Source organism: Dyella sp., assembly GCF_035486915.1.
GTDB lineage: Bacteria > Pseudomonadota > Gammaproteobacteria > Xanthomonadales > Rhodanobacteraceae > Dyella_B.
On sequence record NZ_DATHMR010000020.1, the window covers coordinates 12,995 to 38,346 of the forward strand.

Below are 25,352 nucleotides of genomic sequence, written 5' to 3' on the forward strand. Positions count from 1 at the left end.
TTATGGCTGAGTGGCCGTCAGGTGGTAGCGCGTGGCGCAGCGCCAGACTGGCTGTCTGGTCAAGCCGCGCGCTGCCGCATGGCGGCCACTCAGACACAACCCTTCGGGCTGGGTCTGTTTGCCCGCAATCCTGCGTCATCACCCAGTTTCGTATCGACATACGCGCCTTCCCTCTTCCTTGGCTTACGTGCAAGCAGCTCCCAGCGCGAGGCACTTGGAATATGAAGACAGGCTCTACGACCGCGGAAACTACATACCGCAGCCGCGCCCCCTGGTGGTTCAACCTCGCCGGGCACCTGCTTGAACCCTGGGTCCGCATCCGTCGCGACCCAGCCGAACCGGCTGCGTTACTCAAAAGCGACGCGCCGGTTTGCTACGTCATCGAACGCGACGGTTTTTCCGATGCGTTGATTCTCGATCGCGCCTGTCGCGAAGCCGGCTTGCCAAGTCCGATGCAGCCGCTGCTGCACACGCGCCGCAGGCGTTCGGTGTTCGCGCTTGCACGTCGTGACGGTGAAGTGTTCGGACGCAACCGCGCCCGCTCGCCGAACGAACCGTTCGGTCAATTGTTGCGTTCGATCGAAGGCTTCCCGGATCGCGATATCCAGATCGTGCCGGTGTCCATCTATGTGGGGCGCGCACCGTCGCGTGAAACCGGGTGGTTCCGCGTACTGTTTTCGGAAAACTGGGTCATGGTCGGCCGCTTCCGCCGCATGCTTGCGCTGTTGCTCAACGGACGCGACACGGTGGTGCACTTTTCCGCGCCCGTATCGCTGCGCGAAGTTTTGAATGAAGCCGGCGAAGTACAGCCAGAACGCTTTGCCCGCAAGATGGCGCGTGTGTTGCGCACGCATTTCCGGCGCATTCGTGCTGCGGTGATCGGTCCGGATCTTTCGCACCGCCGCACGGTGGTCGATGCCGTGCTCAATGCCGAACCCGTGCGCGCCGCCATCACCGCCACGGCGGTGAAGGAAAACATCAGCTACGCCAAGTCGTGGCAGAACGCACACAAGATGATGATGGAAATCGCCGCCGACTATTCGCACCCCGTGGTGCGATCGGCGTCGTTCCTGCTGCGCAACTTCTGGAACAAGTTGTACGACGGCATCACGATGCATCACTTCGACAAGGCCCGCGCCGCAGCACCAGGCTATGAAGTGGTATATGTGCCAAGTCATCGCAGCCATGCAGACTATCTGCTGCTGTCTTACCAACTGCATGCATCGGGCGTGGTCGTACCGCACATCGCCGCAGGCGTGAATCTCAACCTTCCGCTGATCGGACCGATTCTCCGTCGCGGTGGCGCGTTCTTCCTGCGCCGCAGCTTCAAGAAAGGTAGCGCGCTCTATCCAGTCGTCTTCAACGAATACGTCGCGCAGTTGATCGATCGCGGCGTGCCGATGGAATACTTCATCGAAGGCGGCCGCTCTCGTACCGGCCGTTTGCTCGCGCCACGCGCTGGCATGCTGGTGATGACGGTTCGCGGATTCCTGCGCGCGCCACGCCGCCCGGTATTGTTCCAGCCGGTCTACATCGGCTACGAAAAGCTGATGGAAGGCAAGAGCTACGCAGGCGAATTGTCTGGTCAACCGAAAGAAAAGGAATCGCTGATCGGTTTGATTCGCGGCCTTGGCGTGCTGCGCCAACGCTACGGTCACGTCGCGCTGAATTTCGGCGAGCCGATTGAATTGACGCCACTGCTCGATGCAGCCAGCGCAAACTGGCGCGATACGGTCGTCGATCCCAGCAGCAAGCCGGAGTGGCTCAACAAGGTGGTCGATGACCTGTCTGAAAAGATCCAGGTCAACATCAATCGTGCTGCAGACGTCAATCCGATCAATCTGCTCGCACTCGCCTTGCTGGCGACACCCAAGCACGCGATGGCGGAAAGCGATCTGCTCGCGCAGCTCGACCTGATGAAAGCGCTGCTCGAAGAGCTGCCCTACTCCGATCGCATGACGCTGACACCGATGGACCCGGCCGCCATCGTCGCTTACGGCGAACAGATGGGCTGGACCACGCGCGTGCGCCATCCGCTCGGCGACGTGCTGACCATGGAACCCGAGCAGGCGGTGTTGCTGAGCTACTTCCGCAACAACGTGCTGCACCTGACGGCGTGCGCGGCATGGGTGGCGTGCTGCTTCCTTAACAACCGCCGCATGACACGCGCGTCGATTCTGCGATTGGGCCGCATCATTTACCCCTTCATCCAGAACGAACTATTCCTGCCGTGGGATAACGAGGGTTTCGCCACACAGCTGCAGGCGACTATCGAATTCTTCGTGCGCCGAGGCTTGCTCGAAGCAACCGGCGAAGGCCGCGTGCTCGAACGCGGCCCGGGCCAGGATGACGCGGCTTATCAGCTGAAAGTGATCGCACGCAGTCTGATACAGGCGTTTGAGCGTTATTACATCGCCATCGCTGCTCTGGCGAAGAACGGCCCGCACACGATTACCGCGGCGGAACTCGAAAACGTCTGCACGCTTACCGCGCAACGTCTGAGTCTGCTCAGCGAACCCTCCGCACCGGAATTTTTCGACAAGGCGCTGTTCCGCGGCTTCATCCAGAAGCTGCGCGAACAACGCGTGGTGTGGACCGACGATAACGGCAAGCTCGATTACGACGCCGCGCTCGAAGACATGGTGCGCGACGCACGCGTGATTCTCGCCCGCGAGATGCGTCACTCCATTCTCAAGATCACCGGCAACGACACGGAAACGCAGCGTACCGCTCCCGAGCAGGAAGTGGTGGCACCTGCGCCGGCAGAGACGCTCAACACCAGCGAAGAACTGCACCAGCGCCACGTGATCGCGGAACACCACGAACACGAACACGAGCACATCGATCAAGGCAAGGATTGATCGAGCAGCCGATGGCGGCAGTTGCGTTGTTTCGCGTACCCGCCAGCATCGCACCCTAAGGTGCGATGCCTTTTGTCACCGCATCGATGACGCACTGGCGAAACCATGCATGTGCCGGATCGTCATTCGTCGACTCGTGCCAGAACGCAAGAATCGGCACGGCTTTCAGCTTGATCGGCAGCGGCACGACCGCCATCGGCAACAACGACGACAGATGGATGGCGTAGGAACGCGGAACCGTCATCAGCAGATCCGTCGATGACGCAATCTGACACGCTGAAAAATAGTGCTGACATACCAACCGCACGTGACGGAACGTGCCGCTTTGCCTCAGCAACACATCAAGCGCGCTTGCTTCGCCTAACGGCGACACGGTGACATGCTCGGCCGCAAGATAATCATTGCGTTTCAGTTGCGCCGATAACGGATGCCCCTTACGCATGATCACCACCAGCGATTCATCGACGAGATGCTGGCGAACGATTTGTGGCCCCGCGCGTAGCGGGCGGTCCACGACGAGATTCAATGTACCAGCGCGCAATTCGCGCTCCACATCGTCCGCTGCAATACGATGACTCACCACGCGCACCTGCGGCGCCTCGCGCTCGATCTGCTTTAACAGCGCAGGCAACGCAATCGACTCGAGGATGTCGCGAAAACCAATCGTGAACTCCAGCTCCAGTCTGGCAGGATCGAAATGCCGCTGCGCATGCGTGCTCGCATGCAACCCTTCCAGATGCATTTGCACCGCGGGCATCATCGTGCGCACCTTTTCGGTGGGCAGCAGACGATTGCCCTGCCGAACGAAAAGCGGATCGCCCAGATGATCGCGCAGACGTTTCAACGCGTGCGTCACGGCCGGCTGCGTAAGGTGCAGCACACGTGCGGCGGCGCTCACGCCGCCATAGGTGTAGATCGCATCCAGCACGCGAAAAAGATTGAGATCGATACGGCTGTCGGTGCGATCCATAACGGCTCCAGAGGCGTCGACAGGATACGCCAGTCCATGCACAAAATTAATGACCACCCATAAGGCATATTCATTTCACTAATTCCATGGAAGTGCGTAGGCTGACCGGATTCAGGAGGAGAATCCATGGATTTCGCCCCATCCGAACGCAGCCAGGCCCTGGCCGAACGCCTTATCCGCTTTATGCGCGAGGAGGTCGTTCCCGCCGAATCGGTCTACGCAGCCTCGCTAACCGGCAGCCCCGATCACAGCGCCTGGCGGCAACCGGCCATCATGGAAACGCTGAAAGCCAAGGCCCGCGATGCGGAACTCTGGAACCTGTTTCTGCCCGACGCCGAACACGGCGCAGGGCTTAGTAACGCTGAGTACGCGCCGCTCGCGGAAATCATGGGGCACGCCTTCATCGCGCCGGAAGTGTTCAACTGCAGCGCGCCGGATACCGGCAATATGGAAGTGCTGCACCGTTACGGCAGCGACGAACAGAAAACGCGGTGGTTGAAGCCACTTTTATCGGGTGAGATACGTTCCGCCTTCGGCATGACCGAGCCGGACGTGGCCTCCTCCGACGCGACCAACATGCAAGCCACCGCTCGCATCGACGGCGACCAGGTTGTGTTGAATGGCCGCAAGTGGTGGACGACGGGTGCAGGTCACCCCCACTGCCGCTTTGTGATCTTTATGGGTGTAAGCGACGCGGATGCGCAGCCGTACCAACGGCACACGATGGTGATTTGTCCGCTCGATACACCGGGCGTGAAGATCGAACGCATGTTGCCGGTGTTTCATCATTACGACGAACCATCGGGTCACGGCGAACTGAGCTTCACCAATGTGCGCTTGCCGATCAGCAATATCATCCTTGGACCGGGACGCGGCTTCGAAATCGCACAGGGCCGACTGGGACCCGGGCGCGTGCATCACTGCATGCGCGCCATCGGTGCCGCGGAACGTGCATTGTCATTGCTATGCAAACGTGCCGCATCGCGCGTCGCATTTGGAAAGCCGCTGTCGGAACTTGGCGGCAATGCGGATATCGTCGCGAATCTGCGCATGGCGATCGATCAGGCGCGGCTACTAACGCTCAAGACCGCGTGGACACTCGACACACACGGCACCAAGGCTGCACTAAGCCTGATTTCGCAGATCAAAGTGGTGGTGCCGAATGTCGCGCAACAAGCGGCTGACGCTGCGATACAGATTCACGGTGCCGCCGGCCTCTCCGACGATTTTCCCCTGACGCAACTGTTCGCGTACGCCCGCGTGCTGCGTATTGCTGATGGCCCGGACGAAGTGCATCGCGGCGTTGTCGCAAAACTGGAAGTCAAAGCGCAAGCCAGCAAGGAGTTTTTCTGATGAGCGGCTCGGTCGATCAGGCACGTACTCTGCGCGATGAAGATGCGTTCGATGTCGCCGGGGTCGATGCGTTTCTCAAGCAACATGTCGAAGGCTTGCGCGGCGCACCGACTGTCAGGCAGTTTCCGGGCGGCGCCTCCAATCTGACGTATCTGCTTTCCTATCCGGATCGCGAACTTGTGCTTCGTCGGCCACCCAAAGGCGCCAAGGCAAAATCTGCACATGACATGCTGCGTGAGGCGCACATCATGTCCGCGCTCAAACCTCACTATCCATACGTGCCAGCCATCGTCGCCGCGTGCGAAGACGAATCCGTCATCGGCCAGCATTTCTTCGTAATGGAGCGGCTGCGCGGCATCATCCTGCGCAGCGACATTCCAGACGATCTTCAATGGACGCCCGACAATGTCCGCACTTTATGCACTGGCTTTGTCGATCGCCTGATCGACTTGCATAAAGTCGATACATCGAGCCCGGACCTGCAATCCATTGGACGCGGTGAGGGCTACATCGGGCGGCAAGTGGGCGGCTGGAGCGAACGCTGGCATCAGGCACTCACCGAGGGCACGGACGCTTGCGAAGACGTGCTCGCGTGGCTTGCGCTAAAACAACCGGCACGCGATAACGCGGCGTGTGTCATCCACAACGATTTCCGTTTCGATAACGTGGTGCTCGATCCGGAGCAACCGCTCCATATCACTGGCGTGCTCGATTGGGAGCTGGCGACCATCGGGGACCCGCTGATGGATCTGGGTTCCTCGCTGGCGTATTGGGTACAGACGGATGACGATGCCACGTTTCAGGCGTTCCGTCGCCAGCCGTCCAATGCACCCGGCATGCTCACGCGCCGGGAAGTAGTCGACTATTACGGCCAGCGCACGGGTTGGAGTGTCGATAACTTCGATTTCTACGAGGTATTCGGCCTGTTCCGTCTCATGGTCATCATTCAGCAGATTTATCGGCGCGTCGTGCTTGGTCAAACGACCAACCCACAGTTTGCGGGCTTCGGCCATGCCGCGCGCTATATGGGTAACCGCTGCCGCAACATCATTGCCCGTTCGGTGCTTTGACCGTGCGCAATCTGCTGCTCATCCGTCATGGCCAGGCCAGTTTTAGAGCCGCCGACTATGATCGGTTGTCGAAAATCGGCGAAGAACAGTCTCGCCGTCTTGGTGCGTGGTTGGCGGCGTGTGGCGCCGTACCGGATCTTGTTGCCATCGGGCCACGCCAGCGACATGAACGGACGGCGGAGGAGTGCCTGCGTGCCGCTAACATCGAACGTCCGCTCCTGAAGCTCGACGGCCTGGATGAGGTGGATCACGAAGAACTGCTGGCGCGTCTTCGCCCGGACGTTGCCTCTTACGAAACACTGCGTGCCGAACTGAAGCAGTCGCCCGATCCGCAGCGCGCATTTCAGCAGCTGTTCGCATCGGCTGTTACGCGCTGGATCAGTGGCGAGCATGACGACCAATACACGACAACATGGCCGCAGTTTCGCAGCAATGTGCAACAAGCGATGAAGGTTCTCGCACAACACGAGGTAAAAGCCATTTGGGCGTTCACCTCTGGCGGACCGATCGCCGTCATCGCCAATAGCCTTCTCGAAGCACCTGTCGCGCAGACGTTCATGCTTAGCTGGTCGCTCGTAAACACAAGCCTCACGAGGCTGCGCCTTGGTAAACAAGGCCCGAGTCTCGTCACCTACAACGCATGGCCTCACCTGGAGCGAAGTGAAGACCAGCATCTGGTCACGCTTCGCTAACCTCATCGACCCACTGGACGACACATCATGAGCACACAGCCAAGCTTCGATCTCACCGGCAAGATAGCCATCGTCACGGGGGCAAGCCGCGGCATTGGGGCAGAGGTCGCCAAATTGTTCGCCGCATGCGGCGCGCACGTCATCGTGTCGAGCCGCAAACACGCCGATTGCGAAACAGTGGTAGGTGAAATCACCGAACTGGGTGGCTCCGCGGAAGCGGTGGCATGCCATATCGGCGAACTGGATCAAATCGAAGCGTTGTTCGCGCACGTCGAAAAGAAGCACGGCCGCCTCGACATTCTTGTAAACAACGCCGCGACGAATCCGTTCTTTGGAAATATTCTCGACACCGAGCCTTCTATTTTCCAGAAGACGGTCGACGTGAACATCCGCGGCTACTTTTACATGTCCACGCATGGTGCGCGATTGATGGCCAAGAACAGTGGCGGCGCGATCGTCAATGTTGCGTCGGTCAATGGCGTAGTGCCCGGCCCTCAACAAGGCATCTACTCGATCACCAAGGCCGCCGTGATCTCGATGACCAAAGCGTTTGCAGTGGAGTGTGCGGAATCAGGCGTGCGCTGCAACGCACTGTTGCCGGGACTCACCGATACCAAGTTTGCATCGGTGCTTGTCAACACGCCCGCCATTCTCAAGAACGCGCTCGCACATGTACCCATGCGCCGCGTTGCGCAACCATCGGAAATGGCCGGCGCCGCGCTTTATCTTGCTTCGGACGCGGCGTCCTACACCACAGGCGCCGTGCTGAATGTCGATGGCGGTTATCTCAGCGTTTAAATCACGGATATGGACATGACAGACATGACAGCTCAACGCGTCGCCGGTAAGCGCGCTTTCATCACAGGTGCTGCAGGTGGACTGGGGGCCGCGACGGCGCGGATGCTCGCCAGGCACGGTGCCAAGGTGTTCATCACGGACATCGACGATGCAGCGGTCAAAACGCTGGCCGACGAGATCAATCGGGATGCGGACTCGCACGTCGCATGGTCCGCTGCGCAGGATGTGCGTGACGAAGCAACGTGGCAACGCTTGCTGGCCGAAGCAGCGCAGGCCATGGGCGGACTTTCCGTGCTGGTGAACAACGCTGGTGTCGGCTCGCTAGGAAGCGTCGAAAACATAGAAATGAAAGAATGGCGCCGCGTTATGGCGATCAATGTCGAAAGCATCGTACTGGGATGCAAATACGCGATGCCGTTTCTGCGCGAACAGCAGCCCGGCTCGATCATCAACATTTCTTCGGTTGCAGCATTCAAGGTAGACCCGGATTACACAGCGTACAACACCTCCAAAGCGGCCGTGGCGATGCTGACCAAATCCGTCGCGGTCGACTGCGCGCGACAAAAGATGGATGTGCGCTGCAACTCCATCCATCCGGCGTTTATCCGTACCGGCATCGTGGCACCCTTTTTCGATTCGCTTGGCGAAGAAGAAGCCACACGCAAACTCACACGCGGCATTCCGATGCGACGCCTCGGCGAACCGGACGATGTCGCCTATGCCGTTTTATATCTCGCTTCCGACGAAAGTCGCTACGTCACAGCCGCCGAGCTGGTGCTCGACGGCGGCGCTTGCGCTGTTTAAATACAAACCATCATAGGTATCCCACGATGTCACTCATCAATCGTCAGCTTCGGCTCAAGTCCCGCCCGGAAGGTTTGGTCAAGCGCGGAGACTTCGATCTGCAACAGCAGCCCGTTCCCGAACTCAAGGACGGCGAATTTCTCGTACGCGTGTTGTACCTGTCGATGGACCCGACCAATCGCGTGTGGATGAGCGACATTCCGCAGTACATGCCACCTGTTGCAATCGGCGAGGTGATGCGTGCGCTGGGATTGGGCCGCGTGGTTGCTTCCAAATCGCCGCACTACGCCGAAGGCGATCTCGTGCAGGGTTTGATGAACTGGCAGGACTACGCCGTCATCGAGGACCGCCGCCGCAAGGACTACGTGAAGTTGCCACCTCAACTATCCGTACCATTGCCTACGTTGTTAGGTGCATGCGGCATGAGCGGCGTCACCGCCTATTACGGCCTCACCGACATCGCACCCGTGCAACCGGGCGAAACGCTGGTGGTGTCAGCCGCTGCAGGCTCGGTGGGGTCGATTGCCGGACAGATCGGTAAATTGCGCGGCGCTCGTGTGGTGGGCATCGCTGGTGGCGCGGACAAATGTCGTTATGTTGTCGACGAACTCGGCTTCGACGCAGCCGTGGATTACAAAGACGAGAACTGGAAAAAAGCGCTTGCCGATGCCACGCCTGATGGCGTGCACGTGAACTTTGAAAACGTCGGCGGCCCCGTGATGCGTGGCGTGCTGTCACGCATGGTCAACGGCGGCCGCGTGGCGCTGTGCGGACTGATTGCCAACTACAGCAGCGGCTCGCGTCCGAGCGACGACTACAGCGTCATCATCGTCAAGCGCCTTTCCGTGCGCGGTTTTCTCGTATTCGACTATGCCGATACAAACAAAGCGGTGCACGATCTCGCCGGCTGGGTACAAACAGGCCGTATCAAAGCCGAAGAAACTATCGAAGATGGCTTGGAAAACGCGCCCGTTGTGCTCAACAAACTTTTCGACGGCAGCCATCGCGGCAAGCTTCTGCTGCGCGTTGCGAACGAGGACTGAGTCGGCGCTGCACGGCGATCGCGGAGCATTCGCAAGGGCATGGCATCGGACTTGCTGCGATGCCATGCCGTTCCACGCTGATTAGAATCGATACTGCGCACCGGCACTGAACACCGTCGCCTTGGTATCGCCACCCGTCACTTGCCCATCCAGATTGGCAAACCACGACCAGTGGCTATTCAGCGCGGCATTCACGCCCACACCAACCCAACCGCTATTGCGTGGCGAATTCACGCCTTCAAGCTGGAACGTTGCCGTCGGCGCACCCGCATACGCTGCGGTGAATCCAAGGTTCTGGCCGCCGAGTACTCGTTGGAACAATGCGAAGCCTTTCAGCGAAATCTGTCCCGTACTCCACGTCCAGTTGTAGGCAAGGCGTGCACCGAGCTGCGCATAGCTCTGGTTGAAGTCATCGCTCGGTGCAGCGATGCCAAAGCCACCGGCGCCTTGCTCTGCGATGGCCGCGCGATCCAGACGTTCATCGCCTGCGGAAACGAATGGCGTTGTCGTCCACGCATTCGACTTCACGTCGAAACCGCCTTCCAGGTAGGCCGACGTCATCGTGTCGTCGCGCGAACTGGTGATGGCTGCAGGAGTGATACCGAGCAAACCCCAGCGGCTGGTGTCGCTGTGAATCCAATCCTGGCCGAGACGACCTGATACGTACGCATTGCCATCGCTGTATTTCGCATAAAGCATCGCGCCCGTGCTGCGCGAACTGCTGTTGCCGCCTTGCATGCTGTAACTGGAACCAAGATGGTTCCAATCCAGACCGACACCGAGCGTGAAGTTGTCGTTGAGCTTCGTGTCGAAACCGGCAACCGAGCCGCCCCCGCTGTAGCTGCCGGTGGCGTAACCGCTACGTGCGATGTCCCCGCTCGCACCGATACCCTGGAACCACGCGCCTTGCGGCGCGGCGCCACTCCCCACATCCACAAGACGATCCGCGACAGTGCGGTTTACGATGCCTGCTTGCTCAAACGTCAAGCCTTGCGAGGAAGCAAGCAACTGGCCAGAAAGTGAATCGATGGAAAGAGCCGCTTGCGGAGCAGAGTAGACACTGAAAAATTCGCCAGCCGCGCTTATAAACGATTCGTGAGCGGCTGGATTCGTAGTCGCCCAATTGCTGACCTGAGAGAGTGCAGTTTGCAAGTGCACAGCCGTCTGCTGAGTGGTTGCAACATCTGGCAGCGAGGATTTAGCGACGGCCGTAACGGATGCTGCTTGTAACGTCACATCAACTTGAGTTGGTGTATAGCTGAGTGCTCCACTTGAATAATAAATGCCTCCATCTACCGTCACTGGACCAAACCCACCAGAAATACTTCCTGCGCTCAACAGCAGCTCACTCGAGCTGGGCGTGTAACCGGACGGTACGTAGACTGTCAGGGCGGAACCGGCCAGCGTCGCTTGACCTGTTACCGAGATAGGCGTCCCTGTCTGGATGATGGTGTTGGCCGTGGAGGTCGCCGTGTAGTTACCCGCAATGGACAATCCTGTAACCGCCGTGGCCTGTTGGGCTCTAGCGTCAAGCGTTCCGGCGTTGGTGATGTTCGCATCGATAGAGCCTACCGCTTGCATCGTAGCGTTCTGCGCAATCGCGATTTGCGTGGCCGTCAATTGGTAGACATGGGGAGTATTGCCCACTACGTCGAACGTACCACCGTTGATCTGCACCGTACCGGTAAGCTGGGTGTTAATCGGTCCGTCTATGGTGAGCGTGCCACCGTTTTGAACGATATCGCCATAGGAGCCACCTGCGGCAAGCGTGAGGGATCCGCTACCGTCGAGCTGGATGCCTCCCGCGCCAACCAACATATTGGAGAACGTTCCTGACTCTCCGGCAGGAATGTTGACGTCGAAATTGCCCCAGATAAGCCAACTCGGGCCATGTACTGCTTCTTCGGCGTTTACAAGTCCATAGCCGTAGTAGCTTGGGCTGCCCAAAGATGTCGTCGTTCCTAGCAGCGTTTCCTGCACGTTCGTTGCAGTAAAGAACGGAAAGCGCTGCCAAACCAGTGCAGCGACACCGGTGACGATCGCGGCGGCATCGGACGTTCCATCGGAGCCGCCCGTTGAAAAGGACGTGTTGGCCACAGGCGAAAAATAATTGAGCCCCGGTGCCGCCAGGCACCATGCGAGAGCCGCACCGCATGCATTGGACGGAGCCCCGTTGTCTTCATCCAACCCCGTCACCTGCCCGCTTGCATTCAGCGCCACGCTCACTACTGCAATCCAATTGTTTTGCAGAGATGGTTCCCAATACGGCAGCCCGGCTTCGACGCTTGGTTGCGCATTTCCATTATTGCCAGCAGCCCAGACCATCAACTGCCCGTTTTTGGCTGTCGATCCGTAGATGGAGTAATCCTGCGTCACCTGCGAACTCGTAGGTCCGACGCTGGTGATGGGCACCGCAGAGCCATACGAATTGTTGATGAGCTTCACACCCTGCGCCGTCAAATCGGACAGCGCCTGCGGTATGAGATTCATATCTATGTCGCTGTTAGCACCCACTCGTGCCACATACAACGATGCCTGCGGGGCGACACCGCCATTGAAATAATTGCCACCAGAACCGTCTTGATTGGGGGTGCCGGCGATAAGTTCGGCAATCGTTGTGCCGTGACCTTCCGTATCCTGAGGCGTGGTATTGGTCGGATCGACATAGTCCTGGAACCACGCGATCTGGTTATTCGTAAACGCCGGATTATTCGCCTGCACCCCCGAATCAAGAATGCCCACTTTGACACCCTGACCTTGATTGCCCGTCTGGCTGCCGTTCCATACCCATGCAAGCGGCACGTTCTGGGGCACCAGGGTGTTGTAGCCCGGGTTGTAATTGGTGAATGCCTGAGTCGGTGGTTGCGGCGCGGGACTAATCAATCCTGCCGGAGATGGAGACGGTGCTGGTGCTGGTGCTGGTGCTGGTGCTGGTGCTGGTGCTGGCGTTGGTGCTGGCGTAGGCGTAGGAGTTGGGGCCGGTGTCGTTGAAGACGGACGAATATTGCTGTTGCCACCACCACCGCCGCCGCCGCAGGCAGTGAGTGTCGCGCTCAGCGCGATGGCTACCGAAATGGCTAACACATTTTGACGGCTTAACAGTCTCATCGTTGCAACTCCATGTGTCCTTGATGTTTGAGATGCCGCATGACGCGAACCCTGCGCGGCCTTGGAAATTGAAAAAAGCGCGGCGCTATGCATCGCGCGCGGTAAGTCATTCGCGTTGAGCCAAAACCGTTTGCGAGTCGAACAATCGGGTTACTTGATGGGCGGTGCGCACAAGTGGACGACATACGTCGCTGTCGTAAACGCAACAAGGAGCACGTAGGTTGAGTACTGACCATCGATCCCTCGAATTCCTGATAAGACATGCCAAGCACGACGACTTGGCGTCCTCGCGTCACATCCAGGTGCTACAAGTCAGTCAAAACATCAGCCGCGACGAACCATCGCCATGTTTGGAAATGGCTTGTAGACGGCTCGATAAAAGTTGCGCGCATCGATCAATGCGCACATATCCCCTGTCGTTATGGTTCGGCACATACATGTGTGTGCCGCTACCGAAGCCCCCGTTCCGCCGGTAGTGCTACGCGATTTTCGCGGCCACGGGCATTGACATTTGGTCACGCATAACCGTTTCTCCGCGGTAGCATTCGCCAAGCTGTCGCATGAATTTGCGTCCGCTATGGACGGCTATTTCGCAGCACCCTGCCCCAGCAATTGACCGTTTACTATCACGCCATATAACGAATCGGGTGTGTCGTGATAAGCCGCGCGAGTGGCAGGGATCGAGCCGTTGAAGCGCGGGTCCTGCGGGCGCTCATGAGCGTTCATGAAATACGCGACGTCCCACGTATCCTGGTCGGTCAGTGTGTTGCCGCGGCCCAGCGGCATGTTGGCTTTGATGAATCCGGCGGCATTGGTGATTTGTTCCATGCCAGCGCCCCAATTGAACGATTGCGGCCCCCAAAGCGGCGGGAACACGGTGTGATCGGCTGCTTGTTGGCCCTGGCCGTTGTCGCCGTGGCAGAGCGCGCAATCGCTCTTGAAGACCTTCTCACCGCGCGCATAATCGGGCGCCATCGCAGGCTTGGATAACTTTGGATAACTTCGGCCCGGCAACGAGGTACCGATCGGCTCGCCTTTCGACATCCAGTAGGCATACGTTTCCAGCGCCACCAGCACCGGATCGCCCAACGGTGGTGCCTTGCCGTTCATGCTGTAGTTGAAACAACCCTGCAGCCGCTCGGCGAACGTATTCACGTGATGATTTTTGCTGCGGTATGCGGGGTACATGGGATACGCACCCCACAACGGTGCGGAATTCGCCAGTCGCCCTGCATCGAGGTGACAGTTTTCGCAGCTGAGTTGATTGCCAACATAGGCTTTTGCATAACGGCCCGGGTCGATGAAAATCTGCCGGCCAAGCGCGACCTGTTTACCGAAATCATCGTTGGGAATCGCCGATTCATCCGGTGGCGAAAAATGACTGACGGTTTTCGTTACAGACGTTGCCGGCGCTGACGCATTGGCAGCGGGGGCCGACGACTGTGGCGCCGGTGCGTGATCGCACGCAGCCAACCATAACGTCGCGCCGATCACCATCATGCGCATCGCTTTCATGGCTGCCCCTCCTTCGGTAACGTCGCCGGTTGCGCGGCGTACCACGCGCTGATGGCGTTGATGTCGTCGTCGCTTAATTTGCTGGCGACGGCTTGCATCAGTAGCAACGGATCGTTATGACGCGAGCCCTGTTGCCACGCGTGCAATTCGTTCGACAGATACACCGACGATTGCGCCGCTAAAGCCGGAAAATGATCGCCAACACCCACACCGCCGGGACCATGGCATTGCTCGCATGCCGGCAATCCTTTGGACCAGCGTCCGCGCGTCGCCAAGGTTTGCGCAAGCTGCGCATCGTCGCCGGTTGGCGCATTCGCCGGCGGTGAAGAGGGGACCGGCAACTTGCTGTAGTACGCCGCGACGGCATCGCGTTCGGCGTCGGTCAATCCTGTTGCGATCGGCTGCATGGTCGCGTTGGTGCGCGAACCGTTTGCGAAATCGTCCAGCTGTTTGCGCAAATAGGCTTGCGGCAAACCCGCCAGACGCGGAAAGCCCGCTGCGGTTTGACCGCCACCGTCCGCGCCATGACATGCCAGACATGGCGCCACGCCGTGTCCATTTCCCTGATGCGCCAGCGTCGCGCCATCGGGCGTTTCCGCCAGTACCGCTGACGCGCAAAACACGCCAAGCAACAGCGTAATGAGGTGGAATACTTTCATGGCTGTGCGGGCTGGAACCCGTATTTGTGATAGATCGCCTGCGCATCGGGAGATGTCATGAACGCCAGAAAATCTTTCGCAGCCTGTTCATGCGGCGCAGCTTTCAAGCGGGCCGCAGTGTACGTCGCCGTGACGTTCTGATCGGCGGGTATGGCAATGGTCTCGATCGGCCGATGCAGAATCTGCTGCTGAAAGTACGCTTCCGTCGACCACACCGGCGCGGCATCCGATTCACCCTGCAATACGCGCAACGGCGATTCGCGATGATGGATGCGCGTGAGATACGTGCTGCCGTCTTTCACTTTGCCATCCATGATCGTGTGATCGAGTGCGTCGCCACCTGCTTTGCGATAACTGGTTTCGATTTGCTTGGCGATACCTTCCCATTGCGGATTGGGCATGCTCACACGCACATCGGCACGACCGAGGTCCTTCAATCCCTGAATGTGCCTGGGATTGCCCTTGGCCACCATGATCGCAAGCGGATTGCGTGCATAGTTGGTGGTGTCCGCAAACCAGCCTCGCTGCTTTTGCAGGTCGGCAATCGAATCCTTGCCGTTGGTGAAGATGTCCGGCTTGGCTGCAATACGCAGATTGCCCATCACAAGCGAGCCGGTCTCGATCTGCTTGACGAGAATGCCAGGCGGCAAGGTTTCCACGTAAATGCGCTGGTATTGCGGGTAACGGTGCTTGAACGCTTCCACCAGATCATGCACGACCATGAACTGGTTGCCGGCAAAAAATACCGTGAGTTGCGGATCGACAATGTCGCCATGCAGATCCGCGATGGCATCGAAGGGCGGCACGGCGAATGACACGCCACCCGCCGGCGGTGGATTCCACGGCGGCAGGTAGTCGGTCTGATCAGCACTCGCCGCACCAGCGACGGCAACAAGCAGGCCTGCCAGCAACGCGCATTGCCAGCGGCGATTCGAAGATGACGACATGTTCGATTCCCCGTCTTACAGTGGCATCAGGGCGTAACCCTGCTGTTCCAGCACGGTGATCGTGGTGAGCGCCGAGAGGCTCAGCGTCACGTCTTTCGATGCCCAATCGTTCGGATAATGGTGTTCGGCCATCGCCTGCCCGCATACGGCGACATCCACACCCGCCTTGCGCAGCTGGCCGATCACGGCAAGGTTCGGGTTTGCAGTGCCAAATTGCGCGCGATAGTGCGCATCGTCCAGCACGATGCCTGTGGCGTCGCCCGAGGCCACGGCCACGAACTTCAGATGATCGAGCGGAACGCCGGCCGACGCATACAGATTCACGGTGCGCGCCACGCGCTCAAGGCTGGGACTGATGTGGTCGGGCTTGTCGCCCGCTTTGGTGAGCGAAAACACAACCTTGTACGTGGCGTTGCGATCGGGCTGATAGGCCGCCTGCGGCAGCGGATGATAGGCGCCCGCGGCGGTAATGACTTGAGCCGGAGCATTGTCGGCCATGGCCGCAGCGCAACCGAAAAGGCCAAGGGCACAGCACAGCAACAAGGTCGGACGATTCATGCTTGCATCTCGCTAGGCAACGCGCAGCTGCGTCCTGTCGAAGGCTACGCCGCCTGAAGCCATCAGGCCACTTCATGTTGTCTATATGACAGATAAGGTCGATTTATCCGCGCCCGCCATCCTGTACCATGAGCGGATGAGCGAGCAGTCCACCACCCATTTCGGCTTCCGCGACGTTCCGGTCGGGGAAAAGCAAAAGCTGGTCGGCGAGGTTTTCACGTCGGTCGCCAGCAACTACGACCTGATGAACGACTTGATGTCGTTCGGCGTCCACCGGCTGTGGAAGCGTCATTTCGTCGCCGTCAGCGGCGTGCGCCGCGGTGACCGCGTGTTGGATTTGGCCGGCGGTACCGGCGATATCGCCGCGTTGCTCAAGCCTGTCGTCGGCGAAGAAGGCGAAGTGATCGTGGGCGATATCAATGCCGCGATGCTCAACGTCGGCCGCGACCGGCTCACCGATCGCGGCATGGTGTCCGGTTTGCGCTGGACGCAGTTGAATGCCGAAGCGCTGCCCTTCCCCGACAACAGTTTTGACGCCGTGACGATGGCGTTCGGCCTGCGCAACGTGACCGACAAGGACAAGGCGCTCGCGGATATCCAGCGTGTGCTCAAACCCGGCGGCCGTGCACTGGTGCTGGAATTTTCCAAAGTTCAGAACGAACTGTTCGGCAAGCTTTACGACTTCCACTCGTTCCAGGTTCTGCCGAAACTTGGCAAGTTATTCGCACGCGACTCGGGCAGCTATCAGTACCTCGCCGAATCCATTCGCAAGCATCCGGATCAGGAAACGCTCAAGGGCATGATGGAACACGCCGGCTTTGGTCGCGTCGAAGTGCGCAATCTCAGCAACGGCATTGTCGCGATCCATCGCGCGTACAAATTATAGAACCCCTATCGACGCGCGATGTTTCGAACTACGCGATGCGCTGAAAAACTCACAGTTTCGTCGTCATCTGGTTGATCGGAACCGCTCGACCGCGACCGTCATCCCACGTTTACGGCAAAAAAATCGTCGCTTTTGCGACGATTTTTCCATTTACGCCGCACGCAAATCCTCAAGCAGCGTGCCTTGGCGCAATGTTTCCTCTTCATGATCGGGATCGCGCCAGGTTTCTTTCAGCGCCGCGTCATACCATCGATGCATGGACGCAAGAGCAAGCATCTGCTGCACGTAGGTGTTGGCGGTACTCCCCACATCCAGTTGATAGCTCTGAATGCGAAATACGACGGGCGCGTAGAATGCATCGACGGCAGTAAAGGTTGCACCGGCCAGATACGGGCCGCCGAAGCGCGTGAGGCCCTCGCTCCACAACTCCTGCAGTCGCGCGAGATTGCTTGAGAGTGCCGCTGGAATGGTGTGCAGCTTGAGCCGTATGCCGCAATTCATCGGACAATGCGAACGCAATGCCTCGAAACCCGAATGCATTTCCGCCGCAGCACTGCGCGCCCATGCGCGTGCTTGCACGTCACTTGGCCATACACCCGGATGGTGTTCCGCTACATATTCGGCAATGGATAGCGAATCCCATACAGTGATGTCGCCATCGTGCAGACACGGCACTTTGCCCGTGGGTGAAAACGTGCGGAACAACGTCCAGCTTGACGAAGTGCCGTGCTGAAAAGGCGTCAGTTTCTCATCGAACGGGATGTTCAATTCGCTCAACAACACCCAGGGCCGCAACGACCACGACGAGTAATTCCTGTTCGCAATGTAAAGCGTGTACATGCATGCTCCTTGTAAGAACGATGTGCGATCACAGACGTATCTGTACCCCTGGCATCAGCAGGTCACGACTCGCAACCGGACTTGGCTACGACCGGAGTCATCGGAACCGCCGCGGCGGGAGCATTCTTGCGCCGCGCGTTCGCCAACGCCACACCACCCACCGTGATGACGCCACCTACCAGGGTTAACCAGCCAGGACGCTCGCCCAGCCACACCCAGCCAATCAACACTGCGATGGGCGGCGAGAAGTAGATGAAGCTGGAAACCTGCGATGCAGATGCACGCCGCAGCGCTGCGTTCCAGGTCAGATACCCGACGAACGTGGGCGCGACGCCCAGCCAGATCAACGCAGCGATGTGCGACCACGGTGCCACAACCAACGCATGCGGCAAGCCGATCCCGAACGGCATGGCACCCAATGTGCCTGCGAAAAATCCAAACGCCGTCACACCGATCATGTCGTTGCGCACAAAAAACGGTTTTTGTCCGACGAAGAAAATGGCCGAGGCGACGACACTCACCAACACCAATGCCGCCATCGGCTGAAACGTCACCTGTCTGCCGCTGGCCAGTACCACCATCACGACACCAAGCAATGCAACCGCCAGTCCCAGCATGCGACGTCCGCTGATGCGTTCACCGATCCAAACGGCCGACAGCGTGGTGGTTGCCGCTGGTACCAATGCAATCAAGATGGCGGCCGTTCCGCTCGCAATGCGCGTTTCGGCGTAATTGAGGCACAGGTGATACGTCGTCAGGCCAATCACACCGAGTATCGCTAAGCGAAGCCAGTCGCGCCGTTGCGGCAACGGCGAGCGCCTCACAGCTATCAGCAGCGCAAAACACAGCGAACCGATCGCCAATCGCGCCAGCGCCACCTGGCCTGGCGTGAACGAGGCAAGCGCATAAGCAATCGCCGCATACGCGGAAGACCACGTGAGCAAGGCGATGGCGATGTAAATCAAAGCGCGCCCGTCAAGGCGCTCGGTACTGTCCATGAGTCGATTCCGCGGGGAAAGGGAATGTGCGAATCCTAGTCTTCAGCCGGTTGCCGAGGAATAATGCCCCCGTAACCCAACCCCATGTTTCGCCGTCGAACGAAATATCCGGACGCCGCTATGACCTACGAATCGAAACCCGAAATGGATCCCAAGGATTGGCAGCTGTTGGAAGCCCTACAGCACGATGCCCGCCTGGGATATGCCGAACTGGGACGCAAGGTGCGCCTGTCTGCGCCGGCGGTGGCCGAGCGTGTAAAACGGCTGGAAGAAGCCGGCGTCATTACCGGCTATCGCGCCGTGGTCGAACCCAAACGGTTGGGTTACGGCATCGACGCCATGGTGCGCCTGCGTTGCGATGGTGGGATTTGCGCACGTATCGGAAAAATCGTGGCAGACGTGCCGGAGGTTCTGGATTGCCGCCGATTGGCAGGCGAAGACTCCGCCCTGCTTCGTGTTGTGGCGATGTCGATCGCACATCTTGAAGCGGTGCTCGATCGATTGCTGAAGATTCACGCCAGCATCAGCACGACGACGTTGATCGTGCTGCAGACACCACACGCGAACCGCCCGATCACGCGCGCGATGTGGGACGCGGCACGCCTTCTGTCGGACGAATGATTAGACGTCTATCCAGCCGCGCCGCGTGAAGCAAAGCCTCCTTGCACGTCGCCGTGCAAGGAGGCTTTCTGCATCAATCATGTGAATGATCGTCTTTCTTCTTCGGCGGTGGCGCTTGATGGGCAGGTGGCTGTGGATGCGCTTGCGGCGCCGCATGCTGCTGTGGCGGCGGTGCCGGACGCGGTGCGGGCGCCGGACGCGGTGCCGGTTGTGGATGCGGCTGCGCTTGTGGATGGAACGCCGGCTGCGCATGGACTACCGCCGGCTGTGGGTGCGGTTGAGGTTGTGGATGGAACGCCGGCTGCGCATGTGCCGCCGCCGGTTGCGGATGAGGTTGTGGCGCGGCACGAGCCGCAGGCTCCGGATGCGCTACCGCGCGTGCCGCCGCCGCAGGCTGACGGAATGCTTCCTGCGCATGAGGCGCCGCAGCAGCGGGATGCGCGATTTGCGCCGGCGCCTGATGCGGAATGTTCGGTACGGGACGTGCCTCCGGAGCAGCATGCGGCGCTTGAGCCACATTTGCCGAGCGCCCGAAATTGGGCATGCTCATCGGCTGCCCTGGTGCATGGTTGTTGGTAACGTTGTGGTTGAACTGGTTGTTCGTCACGTTGTTGGTGACATTGCGATTGAACTGGTTATTGGCGACGTTACGGCTGAACTGATTGTTCGTAGCGTTGTTATTGATCGTACGATTGTTGGCGTAGTTGTTGTTATTGACCGTGGTGTAACGGTTGTTGACGGTGTAGCGATTAATAACCGTCGTCGATTTCGACACATAGGTCTGATTGTTGTACACCACCGCCGGACGATGAAAGCCACCGCCATAATTGCCGCCGTTGTAGCCGCCACGACCGCCACCCCAGTTCATGCCCCAGGAATGCCAGCCGCCACCGCCACCGCCGTGATCGAACATGGCACCGACCACGATCGCAGCGGTAAATGCCACTGCACCCACCGCGATCACTTCACCCGTGTTGTAGGAAGGTTGCGGCGGCGGATAGTCATATCCAGGGTAATAAGCCACGTCGCCGCCGTAGACGGTCTGCGGGTTGTACACCGGCACGTACACCGCATCCGGCTGCGCGGGCTCGATCTGGATGATCTGCTGCGGCGGCGGCACGACGGGATCGCCGGAATACACCGGCGGCGCGGCGCCATTATCGACGTAACCGCTTGCCTGTTCGCTTTGTGCAACCTGTTGCGCCGGTTGCGTCGTCACCTGCTGTTGCGCCGACGTGCGCAGATTGCCCTGCGCAGAAGCGCGTTGGCGCATCACCTGGATGGCGTTCAACACATCCGTGGGATCGTTGACGTACGCCTCGCCTAGCGACTGTGTCCATTGGATGTTCTGCGCCATCTGCGACAACACAGACGGAAACTGGGTCAGCCCCTTTACGCTCGGGTCCCAGCTCTGCGGATTGACCGCCGCCTGTAACAGATCGCCTTTCAGATTCGAATTTTGCGTCAGCAGATTTTCTGCCGCAGTGATCTGATCGGGATAGGTAGACCCGGCCAGCACCTGCGCGACGAGCTTGTCAGGAAACAACGCGATCGGTGCAACCAACTGATAGAGCTGATCCGCGGTGGGCGGCGTGTAGGCCTGCGCCTGTTGTCCGGCGGCTGTCGACGACGATGCCGGCGCGCTCGACGATGCCGCGGGTGCATTGTTGTTATTCGACGATTGCCACGGGCAACCGGCGAGCAACAGCATGCTTGTACTCAAGCCTGCGCTGATCGCGAATTTCAGGGAAAGTTGCTTGTTCACTAGATCACTCCATCGAAATATCAGTCGCAGGGAAATCGTCACTTCCCCTGATTAGGTATGGCACGCCGACCTACAGCGACATGGAGTTAGCAAGACGTTAACACCTGCTTTTTCCCCAAACATGCCGCGAACCGCCACGAATGCAGTTGGAGTATGCCTATACCGTCGTGATAATTGGGCTAACGCGCGTTAAACCTGCGACGCGTTTTGTTGGCGTTAGGCAAATCGGTAAGCTCTGCGTCAGCTGCGCTCGCGAAATACATAGCGCCTCTCTCATCGACATCACTGCCATGTGCACGATCGGACTACCAACCATGCGTACCATGTATCCACAGATCAAGCCCTATTGCACACACCAGATCGCGGTGGACGCTCGGCACACGCTTTATGTCGAAGAATGCGGCAATCCGGCAGGATTGCCTGTCGTCTTTCTGCATGGCGGTCCTGGTGCTGGGTTATCGCCGTATCATCGGCGCTTCTTCGATCCGGCGCGTTATCGCATCGTGCTTTTTGATCAGCGTGGCGCAGGACGTTCGACGCCTTTTGCCGATCTCACCGATAACACAACATGGGATCTTGTCGCGGATATCGAAACCCTTCGCAAACAATTCGACATTGAGCGATGGGTGGTGTTCGGCGGCTCATGGGGCTCCACGCTCGCACTAGCCTATGCGCAGACACATCCGGGACGCGTACTCGGGCTGGTGCTGCGTGGCATCTTTCTATGCAGGCCCGAAGAGATTCGCTGGTATTACGAAGAAGGTGGCGCCTCATGGATTCTTCCGGAGAAATGGCAGCGTTATGCGTCCATCATTCCGATGGAAGAGCGCGGCAACATGCTCGATGCTTACTGGCAGCGATTGACCAGCGACGACGAGGCGGTGCGACTCGCCGCCGCCAAAGCGTGGGGCGCGTGGGAAGGCGGTGGTATCACGCTTGAGGAAAGCCCGGAAACCGAAGCCAGCTTTGCCGCTCCAGACGTAGCGCTTAGCCTAGCGCGCATTGAGGCACACTACTTTCGTCACCTTGCGTTCCTCGAACCCGGTCAATTGCTGCGTAACGTCGACAAGCTACGCCGCATACCAACGACCATTGTGCACGGGCGCTATGACATCATCTGCCCGGCAAAAAATGCCTGCGACCTTGCAGCCGAATGGCCCGAGGCCGATTTTCATATCGTTCTGGCCGGACACGCCGCATCCGAACCGGCTATTGTCGATGTGCTCGTGCAGGCGACGGATCGATTGGCTGACCGCTATGTTTAAGACGCAATAAGACCCGATTGCACCGGCCACCACGAACCCGTCATGCTTTTAGGGTGCTGACGACATCAGGGCCACGAAGGATCGTTCATGCGCGTATTGGTTACAGGGGCCTACGGTTTTATCGGCGCACATATCACTGCGGCATTAGTGGCGAGCGGCCACGATGTCGTCTGCGCCGTGCGTGAAGCACGCATCGACTCCCGTTTTCCAGGATTAAAGGCCATCGCGTGCGACATGTCACGCGATACGGACGTAAGCACCTGGTTACCACGCCTCGATGGCATCGACGCTGTCGTGAACTGCGCGGGCATTCTTCGCGAAACCGATAGCGACACATTCAATGCCGTGCATGAGCAGTCACCGCAAGCACTCTTCGACGCCTGCGTGCAGCGCGGGATAAGACGGGTCATCCAGATTTCGGCGCTTGGCGATCGCGACGATGGCGAGTTCGTCGCATCCAAACATCGCTGTGACGATGCGCTTGCGCAACTTCTCCTGGACTGGCTTGTTCTGCGGCCATCGCTGGTTTACAGCGCACAAGGTTCGTACGGCGGCACATCGTTGCTTCGCGGACTCTCCGCATTACCTTGGTTGATCCCCGTACCGGGAAAAGGCGATCAACCCGTACAACCCATTTCCGCCGAAGACGTCGGCGCTTGTGTTGTGGCAGCGCTGAGACATTCATCCTGCACGCATCAAATCCTCGAAGTCGTCGGACCCGACGTGCTGAGCTTGCGGGAATATCTTCTGACATGGCGACGCTGGCTTGGTTTTGACGTGCCGCGTATCTGGCCGATCCCCGCGCCGTTGGTTCGTGTCGCCGCCAATCTGGGAGAACGATTCGGAAACGGGCCGCTCGGCGTGACCATGACTCGCATGCTCGAACGCGGTAACGTGGGTTCTCCCCATGCACTAAGGAAGTTGCGAGACGAACTTGGTGTTGTTCCCCGGACGTTGACTCGTGCACTCGATGCATCGCCCAGCCATGTCCAGGATCGTTGGCATGCGCGCCTGTATTTTTTATTGCCAGTGCTGCGCACCACCATGGCGTTGCTGTGGATTCTTTCGGGCGTTGTGGGCTGGCTTACGCCAGCGGTGAAGATTGTCGAAGCAACGCAATCAAGCCCATCCTCACCCATACTTCTGCTTGTTTTGGCGAGAGCCACAGCCACACTCGACTTCATACTCGGCGCGCTTTACCTGACCCGCTGGCGTTCGCGCGTCGTGTTGTCGCTCATGCTGCTGATGCTGCTTGGCTACACCTTGAGTATTGGGATCTTTTGGCCGCAACATTGGCTCGATCCTTTTGGTGGGCTATTGAAGAACCTGCCGCTCGTTGCGGTGTTGCTCATTCTTCTTGCAACGGATGAACGCCGATGAATGAGTACGTCGCCCTGAAAGTCCTGCACATCCTGTCGTCCACGCTGCTGTTCGGCACGGGATTGGGAACGGCATTCTTTATGTGGTTCACGCATCGCACCGGAGAGGTCGCCGCCATCGCGACAGCAGCGCGACTGACGGTTCGCGCGGATTTTTTATTCACCACACCGGCGGTGATCGTTCAACCCGTAACGGGCTATCTGCTCATGCGACTGATGCATTTCGATCTGCACAGCGCATGGCTGCAGGCAGCGACCGCACTTTATATTTTTACCGGCCTGTGCTGGTTGCCGGTTGTGTGGCTGCAGTGGCGCGCCGCTTATCTCGCTGACATAGCGCGGCGCGAGCGCTCCGCCCTTCCTTCTGCCTATTACCGTTATATGCGCATCTGGTTTGCGCTGGGCTGGCCCGCCTTCTTGTCGGTTATCGCCATTTTCTGGCTGATGGTGGCGAAACCGGTGTTGTGGAGTTGACCGAAGGCATGCGGTCGTCCGCAAAAAACGGATAGTTCCATGCGCAGGGCCGCTCGAGAATAGTCGTGTTCCCGTCATAAGGTGCACCCATGCTCACGCTCTTCGATTACCCCGCTTCCGAGAATGCCTGGAAAGTTCGCCAGCTTTTGCATCATTTGCGACGCCCTTATGTCACGGTGAATGTGAGCATCTTCGAAGGTGAGGGACGCTCGCCCGAATATCAGCGCATCAGCCCGACGGGCACGGTGCCTGCCATCCAGCTCGAAGATGGTCGCGTCTTGTCCGAATCGAGCGCGATACTGTTTTTCCTCGCCACCGATACGCCCTATCTGCCACCGGATGCGTTTGGTCGCGCCAAAGTGCAACAGTGGTTGAGCTTCGAACAGGAACGCGTGGAATCGCAGATTGGATCGCTGCGTTACTGGACACTCACCGGCAAACTCGATCGTCGTCCGCCGTTTCTGGTTCAGATGAAACGCGATACCGGCGAACGTGCCTTACAAATTCTGGACCACGAATTGTCGCAACGTCCGTTCCTGACCGATTACGGTTACACCATTGCGGACATCGCGGTATTTGCCTACGGCGGCCGCGCAGAAGAGGCCGGTTTTTCGCTGGCGCCCTATCCGCATGTTCGTGCGTGGATCGAGCGGGTGAAATCGCAGCCGGATTTTCTGTCAGTCATGCATCCGTACGCAGAAGACCCCTTCAGCACCAAGGAGTTGCCGTAGCTGACCTCTGCCAGG

At 59.0% G+C, this 25,352-nt stretch carries 22 protein-coding genes and 1 pseudogene; 13 read left to right on the top strand and 10 right to left on the bottom strand.

All coding sequences use genetic code 11. The annotated features are described in order from the left end of the window. Positions 1-221: 221 nt before the first annotated feature. Entirely contained in the window at positions 222-2,861 is a 2,640-nt protein-coding gene (gene plsB / locus VK725_RS02195; RefSeq protein WP_325316421.1) for a glycerol-3-phosphate 1-O-acyltransferase PlsB, read from the top strand. Between the two features lie 55 nt (positions 2,862-2,916). Here the strand turns inward: plsB and VK725_RS02200 are convergent, their stop codons facing one another. Then, positions 2,917-3,831: a LysR family transcriptional regulator gene (locus VK725_RS02200; RefSeq protein WP_325316422.1), complete on the bottom strand. Its 915-nt coding sequence runs from the start codon at positions 3,829-3,831 to the stop codon at positions 2,917-2,919. A gap of 126 nt (positions 3,832-3,957) precedes the next feature. On the opposite strand from VK725_RS02200, the gene VK725_RS02205 reads away from it, so the two are divergent. The 6 genes from VK725_RS02205 to VK725_RS02230 are packed head-to-tail and all read left to right on the top strand — an operon-like array spanning position 3,958 to position 9,591. Further along, complete coding sequence (locus tag VK725_RS02205; RefSeq protein WP_325316423.1) at positions 3,958-5,184, top strand: acyl-CoA dehydrogenase family protein; 1,227 nt, start codon at positions 3,958-3,960, stop codon at positions 5,182-5,184. Beyond that, the gene (locus VK725_RS02210) at positions 5,184-6,254 is read left to right on the top strand and encodes a phosphotransferase family protein (RefSeq protein ID WP_325316424.1); all 1,071 of its coding nucleotides are present in this window, start codon (positions 5,184-5,186) and stop codon (positions 6,252-6,254) included. Before VK725_RS02205 ends, VK725_RS02210 begins: the two co-directional genes overlap by 1 nt. Before the next feature lie 2 nt (positions 6,255-6,256). After that, entirely contained in the window at positions 6,257-6,946 is a 690-nt protein-coding gene (locus VK725_RS02215) for a histidine phosphatase family protein (RefSeq protein WP_325316425.1), read from the top strand. Positions 6,947-6,973: 27 nt separating this feature from the next. Further along, positions 6,974-7,744 carry an SDR family oxidoreductase gene (locus VK725_RS02220; RefSeq protein WP_325316426.1) on the top strand — a complete coding sequence of 257 codons (771 nt, stop codon included), beginning with the start codon at positions 6,974-6,976 and terminating at the stop codon, positions 7,742-7,744. Between the two features lie 15 nt (positions 7,745-7,759). Beyond that, entirely contained in the window at positions 7,760-8,548 is a 789-nt protein-coding gene (locus VK725_RS02225; RefSeq protein ID WP_325316427.1) for an SDR family oxidoreductase, read from the top strand. A 26-nt stretch (positions 8,549-8,574) separates the two neighbouring features. After that, positions 8,575-9,591, top strand: coding sequence for an NADP-dependent oxidoreductase (locus VK725_RS02230; protein WP_325316428.1), 1,017 nt, complete (start codon positions 8,575-8,577; stop codon positions 9,589-9,591). Between the two features lie 81 nt (positions 9,592-9,672). Here the strand turns inward: VK725_RS02230 and VK725_RS02235 are convergent, their stop codons facing one another. The 6 genes and pseudogenes from VK725_RS02235 to VK725_RS02255 all read right to left on the bottom strand — a co-directional run bounded on the left by VK725_RS02235 (position 9,673) and on the right by VK725_RS02255 (position 16,378). Continuing rightward, positions 9,673-12,405 (bottom strand): S8 family serine peptidase, encoded by a 2,733-nt coding sequence (locus VK725_RS02235; protein WP_414648436.1) that lies wholly within the window; start codon positions 12,403-12,405, stop codon positions 9,673-9,675. A 60-nt stretch (positions 12,406-12,465) separates the two neighbouring features. Further along, a pseudogene (locus tag VK725_RS18585) lies at positions 12,466-12,699 on the bottom strand (hypothetical protein); the annotation flags it as partial. A 585-nt stretch (positions 12,700-13,284) separates the two neighbouring features. Further along, positions 13,285-14,214: a c-type cytochrome gene (locus VK725_RS02240; RefSeq protein WP_325316430.1), complete on the bottom strand. Its 930-nt coding sequence runs from the start codon at positions 14,212-14,214 to the stop codon at positions 13,285-13,287. Beyond that, entirely contained in the window at positions 14,211-14,873 is a 663-nt protein-coding gene (locus tag VK725_RS02245) for a c-type cytochrome (protein ID WP_325316431.1), read from the bottom strand. The genes VK725_RS02240 and VK725_RS02245 overlap by 4 nt, the downstream gene beginning before the upstream one ends. Beyond that, complete coding sequence (locus tag VK725_RS02250) at positions 14,870-15,820, bottom strand: substrate-binding domain-containing protein (protein WP_325316432.1); 951 nt, start codon at positions 15,818-15,820, stop codon at positions 14,870-14,872. The genes VK725_RS02245 and VK725_RS02250 overlap by 4 nt, the downstream gene beginning before the upstream one ends. 15 nt (positions 15,821-15,835) lie before the next feature. After that, positions 15,836-16,378 carry a DsrE family protein gene (locus VK725_RS02255; protein ID WP_325316433.1) on the bottom strand — a complete coding sequence of 181 codons (543 nt, stop codon included), beginning with the start codon at positions 16,376-16,378 and terminating at the stop codon, positions 15,836-15,838. Positions 16,379-16,514: 136 nt separating this feature from the next. On the opposite strand from VK725_RS02255, the gene ubiE reads away from it, so the two are divergent. Next, positions 16,515-17,264: a bifunctional demethylmenaquinone methyltransferase/2-methoxy-6-polyprenyl-1,4-benzoquinol methylase UbiE gene (gene ubiE, locus VK725_RS02260; RefSeq protein ID WP_325316434.1), complete on the top strand. Its 750-nt coding sequence runs from the start codon at positions 16,515-16,517 to the stop codon at positions 17,262-17,264. A gap of 150 nt (positions 17,265-17,414) precedes the next feature. Here ubiE and VK725_RS02265 read toward each other — a convergent pair whose 3' ends face one another. Together VK725_RS02265 and VK725_RS02270 are read right to left on the bottom strand one after the other, a co-directional pair. Beyond that, entirely contained in the window at positions 17,415-18,104 is a 690-nt protein-coding gene (locus VK725_RS02265) for a glutathione S-transferase family protein (RefSeq protein WP_325316435.1), read from the bottom strand. 62 nt (positions 18,105-18,166) lie between these two features. After that, the gene (locus VK725_RS02270) at positions 18,167-19,102 is read right to left on the bottom strand and encodes a DMT family transporter (protein WP_325316436.1); all 936 of its coding nucleotides are present in this window, start codon (positions 19,100-19,102) and stop codon (positions 18,167-18,169) included. Between the two features lie 120 nt (positions 19,103-19,222). Between VK725_RS02270 and VK725_RS02275 the strand changes: the two genes are divergently transcribed. After that, positions 19,223-19,723 carry an Lrp/AsnC family transcriptional regulator gene (locus tag VK725_RS02275; RefSeq protein WP_325316437.1) on the top strand — a complete coding sequence of 167 codons (501 nt, stop codon included), beginning with the start codon at positions 19,223-19,225 and terminating at the stop codon, positions 19,721-19,723. Positions 19,724-19,796: 73 nt separating this feature from the next. Here the strand turns inward: VK725_RS02275 and VK725_RS02280 are convergent, their stop codons facing one another. Further along, the gene (locus VK725_RS02280; protein ID WP_325316438.1) at positions 19,797-21,488 is read right to left on the bottom strand and encodes a DUF3300 domain-containing protein; all 1,692 of its coding nucleotides are present in this window, start codon (positions 21,486-21,488) and stop codon (positions 19,797-19,799) included. Between the two features lie 314 nt (positions 21,489-21,802). Between VK725_RS02280 and pip the strand changes: the two genes are divergently transcribed. The 4 genes from pip (at position 21,803) to VK725_RS02300 (ending at position 25,337) form a co-directional block, all read left to right on the top strand. Next, positions 21,803-22,753, top strand: coding sequence for a prolyl aminopeptidase (gene pip / locus VK725_RS02285; RefSeq protein ID WP_325316439.1), 951 nt, complete (start codon positions 21,803-21,805; stop codon positions 22,751-22,753). A gap of 87 nt (positions 22,754-22,840) precedes the next feature. Next, positions 22,841-24,133, top strand: a complete 1,293-nt coding sequence (locus VK725_RS02290) for an SDR family oxidoreductase (RefSeq protein ID WP_325316440.1) — start codon at positions 22,841-22,843, stop codon at positions 24,131-24,133. Continuing rightward, a complete protein-coding gene (locus tag VK725_RS02295; protein ID WP_325316441.1) occupies positions 24,130-24,606 on the top strand; it encodes a DUF2269 domain-containing protein in 477 nt (158 codons plus the stop codon). The genes VK725_RS02290 and VK725_RS02295 overlap by 4 nt, the downstream gene beginning before the upstream one ends. Positions 24,607-24,695: 89 nt before the next feature. Beyond that, positions 24,696-25,337: a glutathione S-transferase family protein gene (locus VK725_RS02300; RefSeq protein ID WP_325316442.1), complete on the top strand. Its 642-nt coding sequence runs from the start codon at positions 24,696-24,698 to the stop codon at positions 25,335-25,337. The last annotated feature ends 15 nt before the right edge of the window (positions 25,338-25,352 follow it).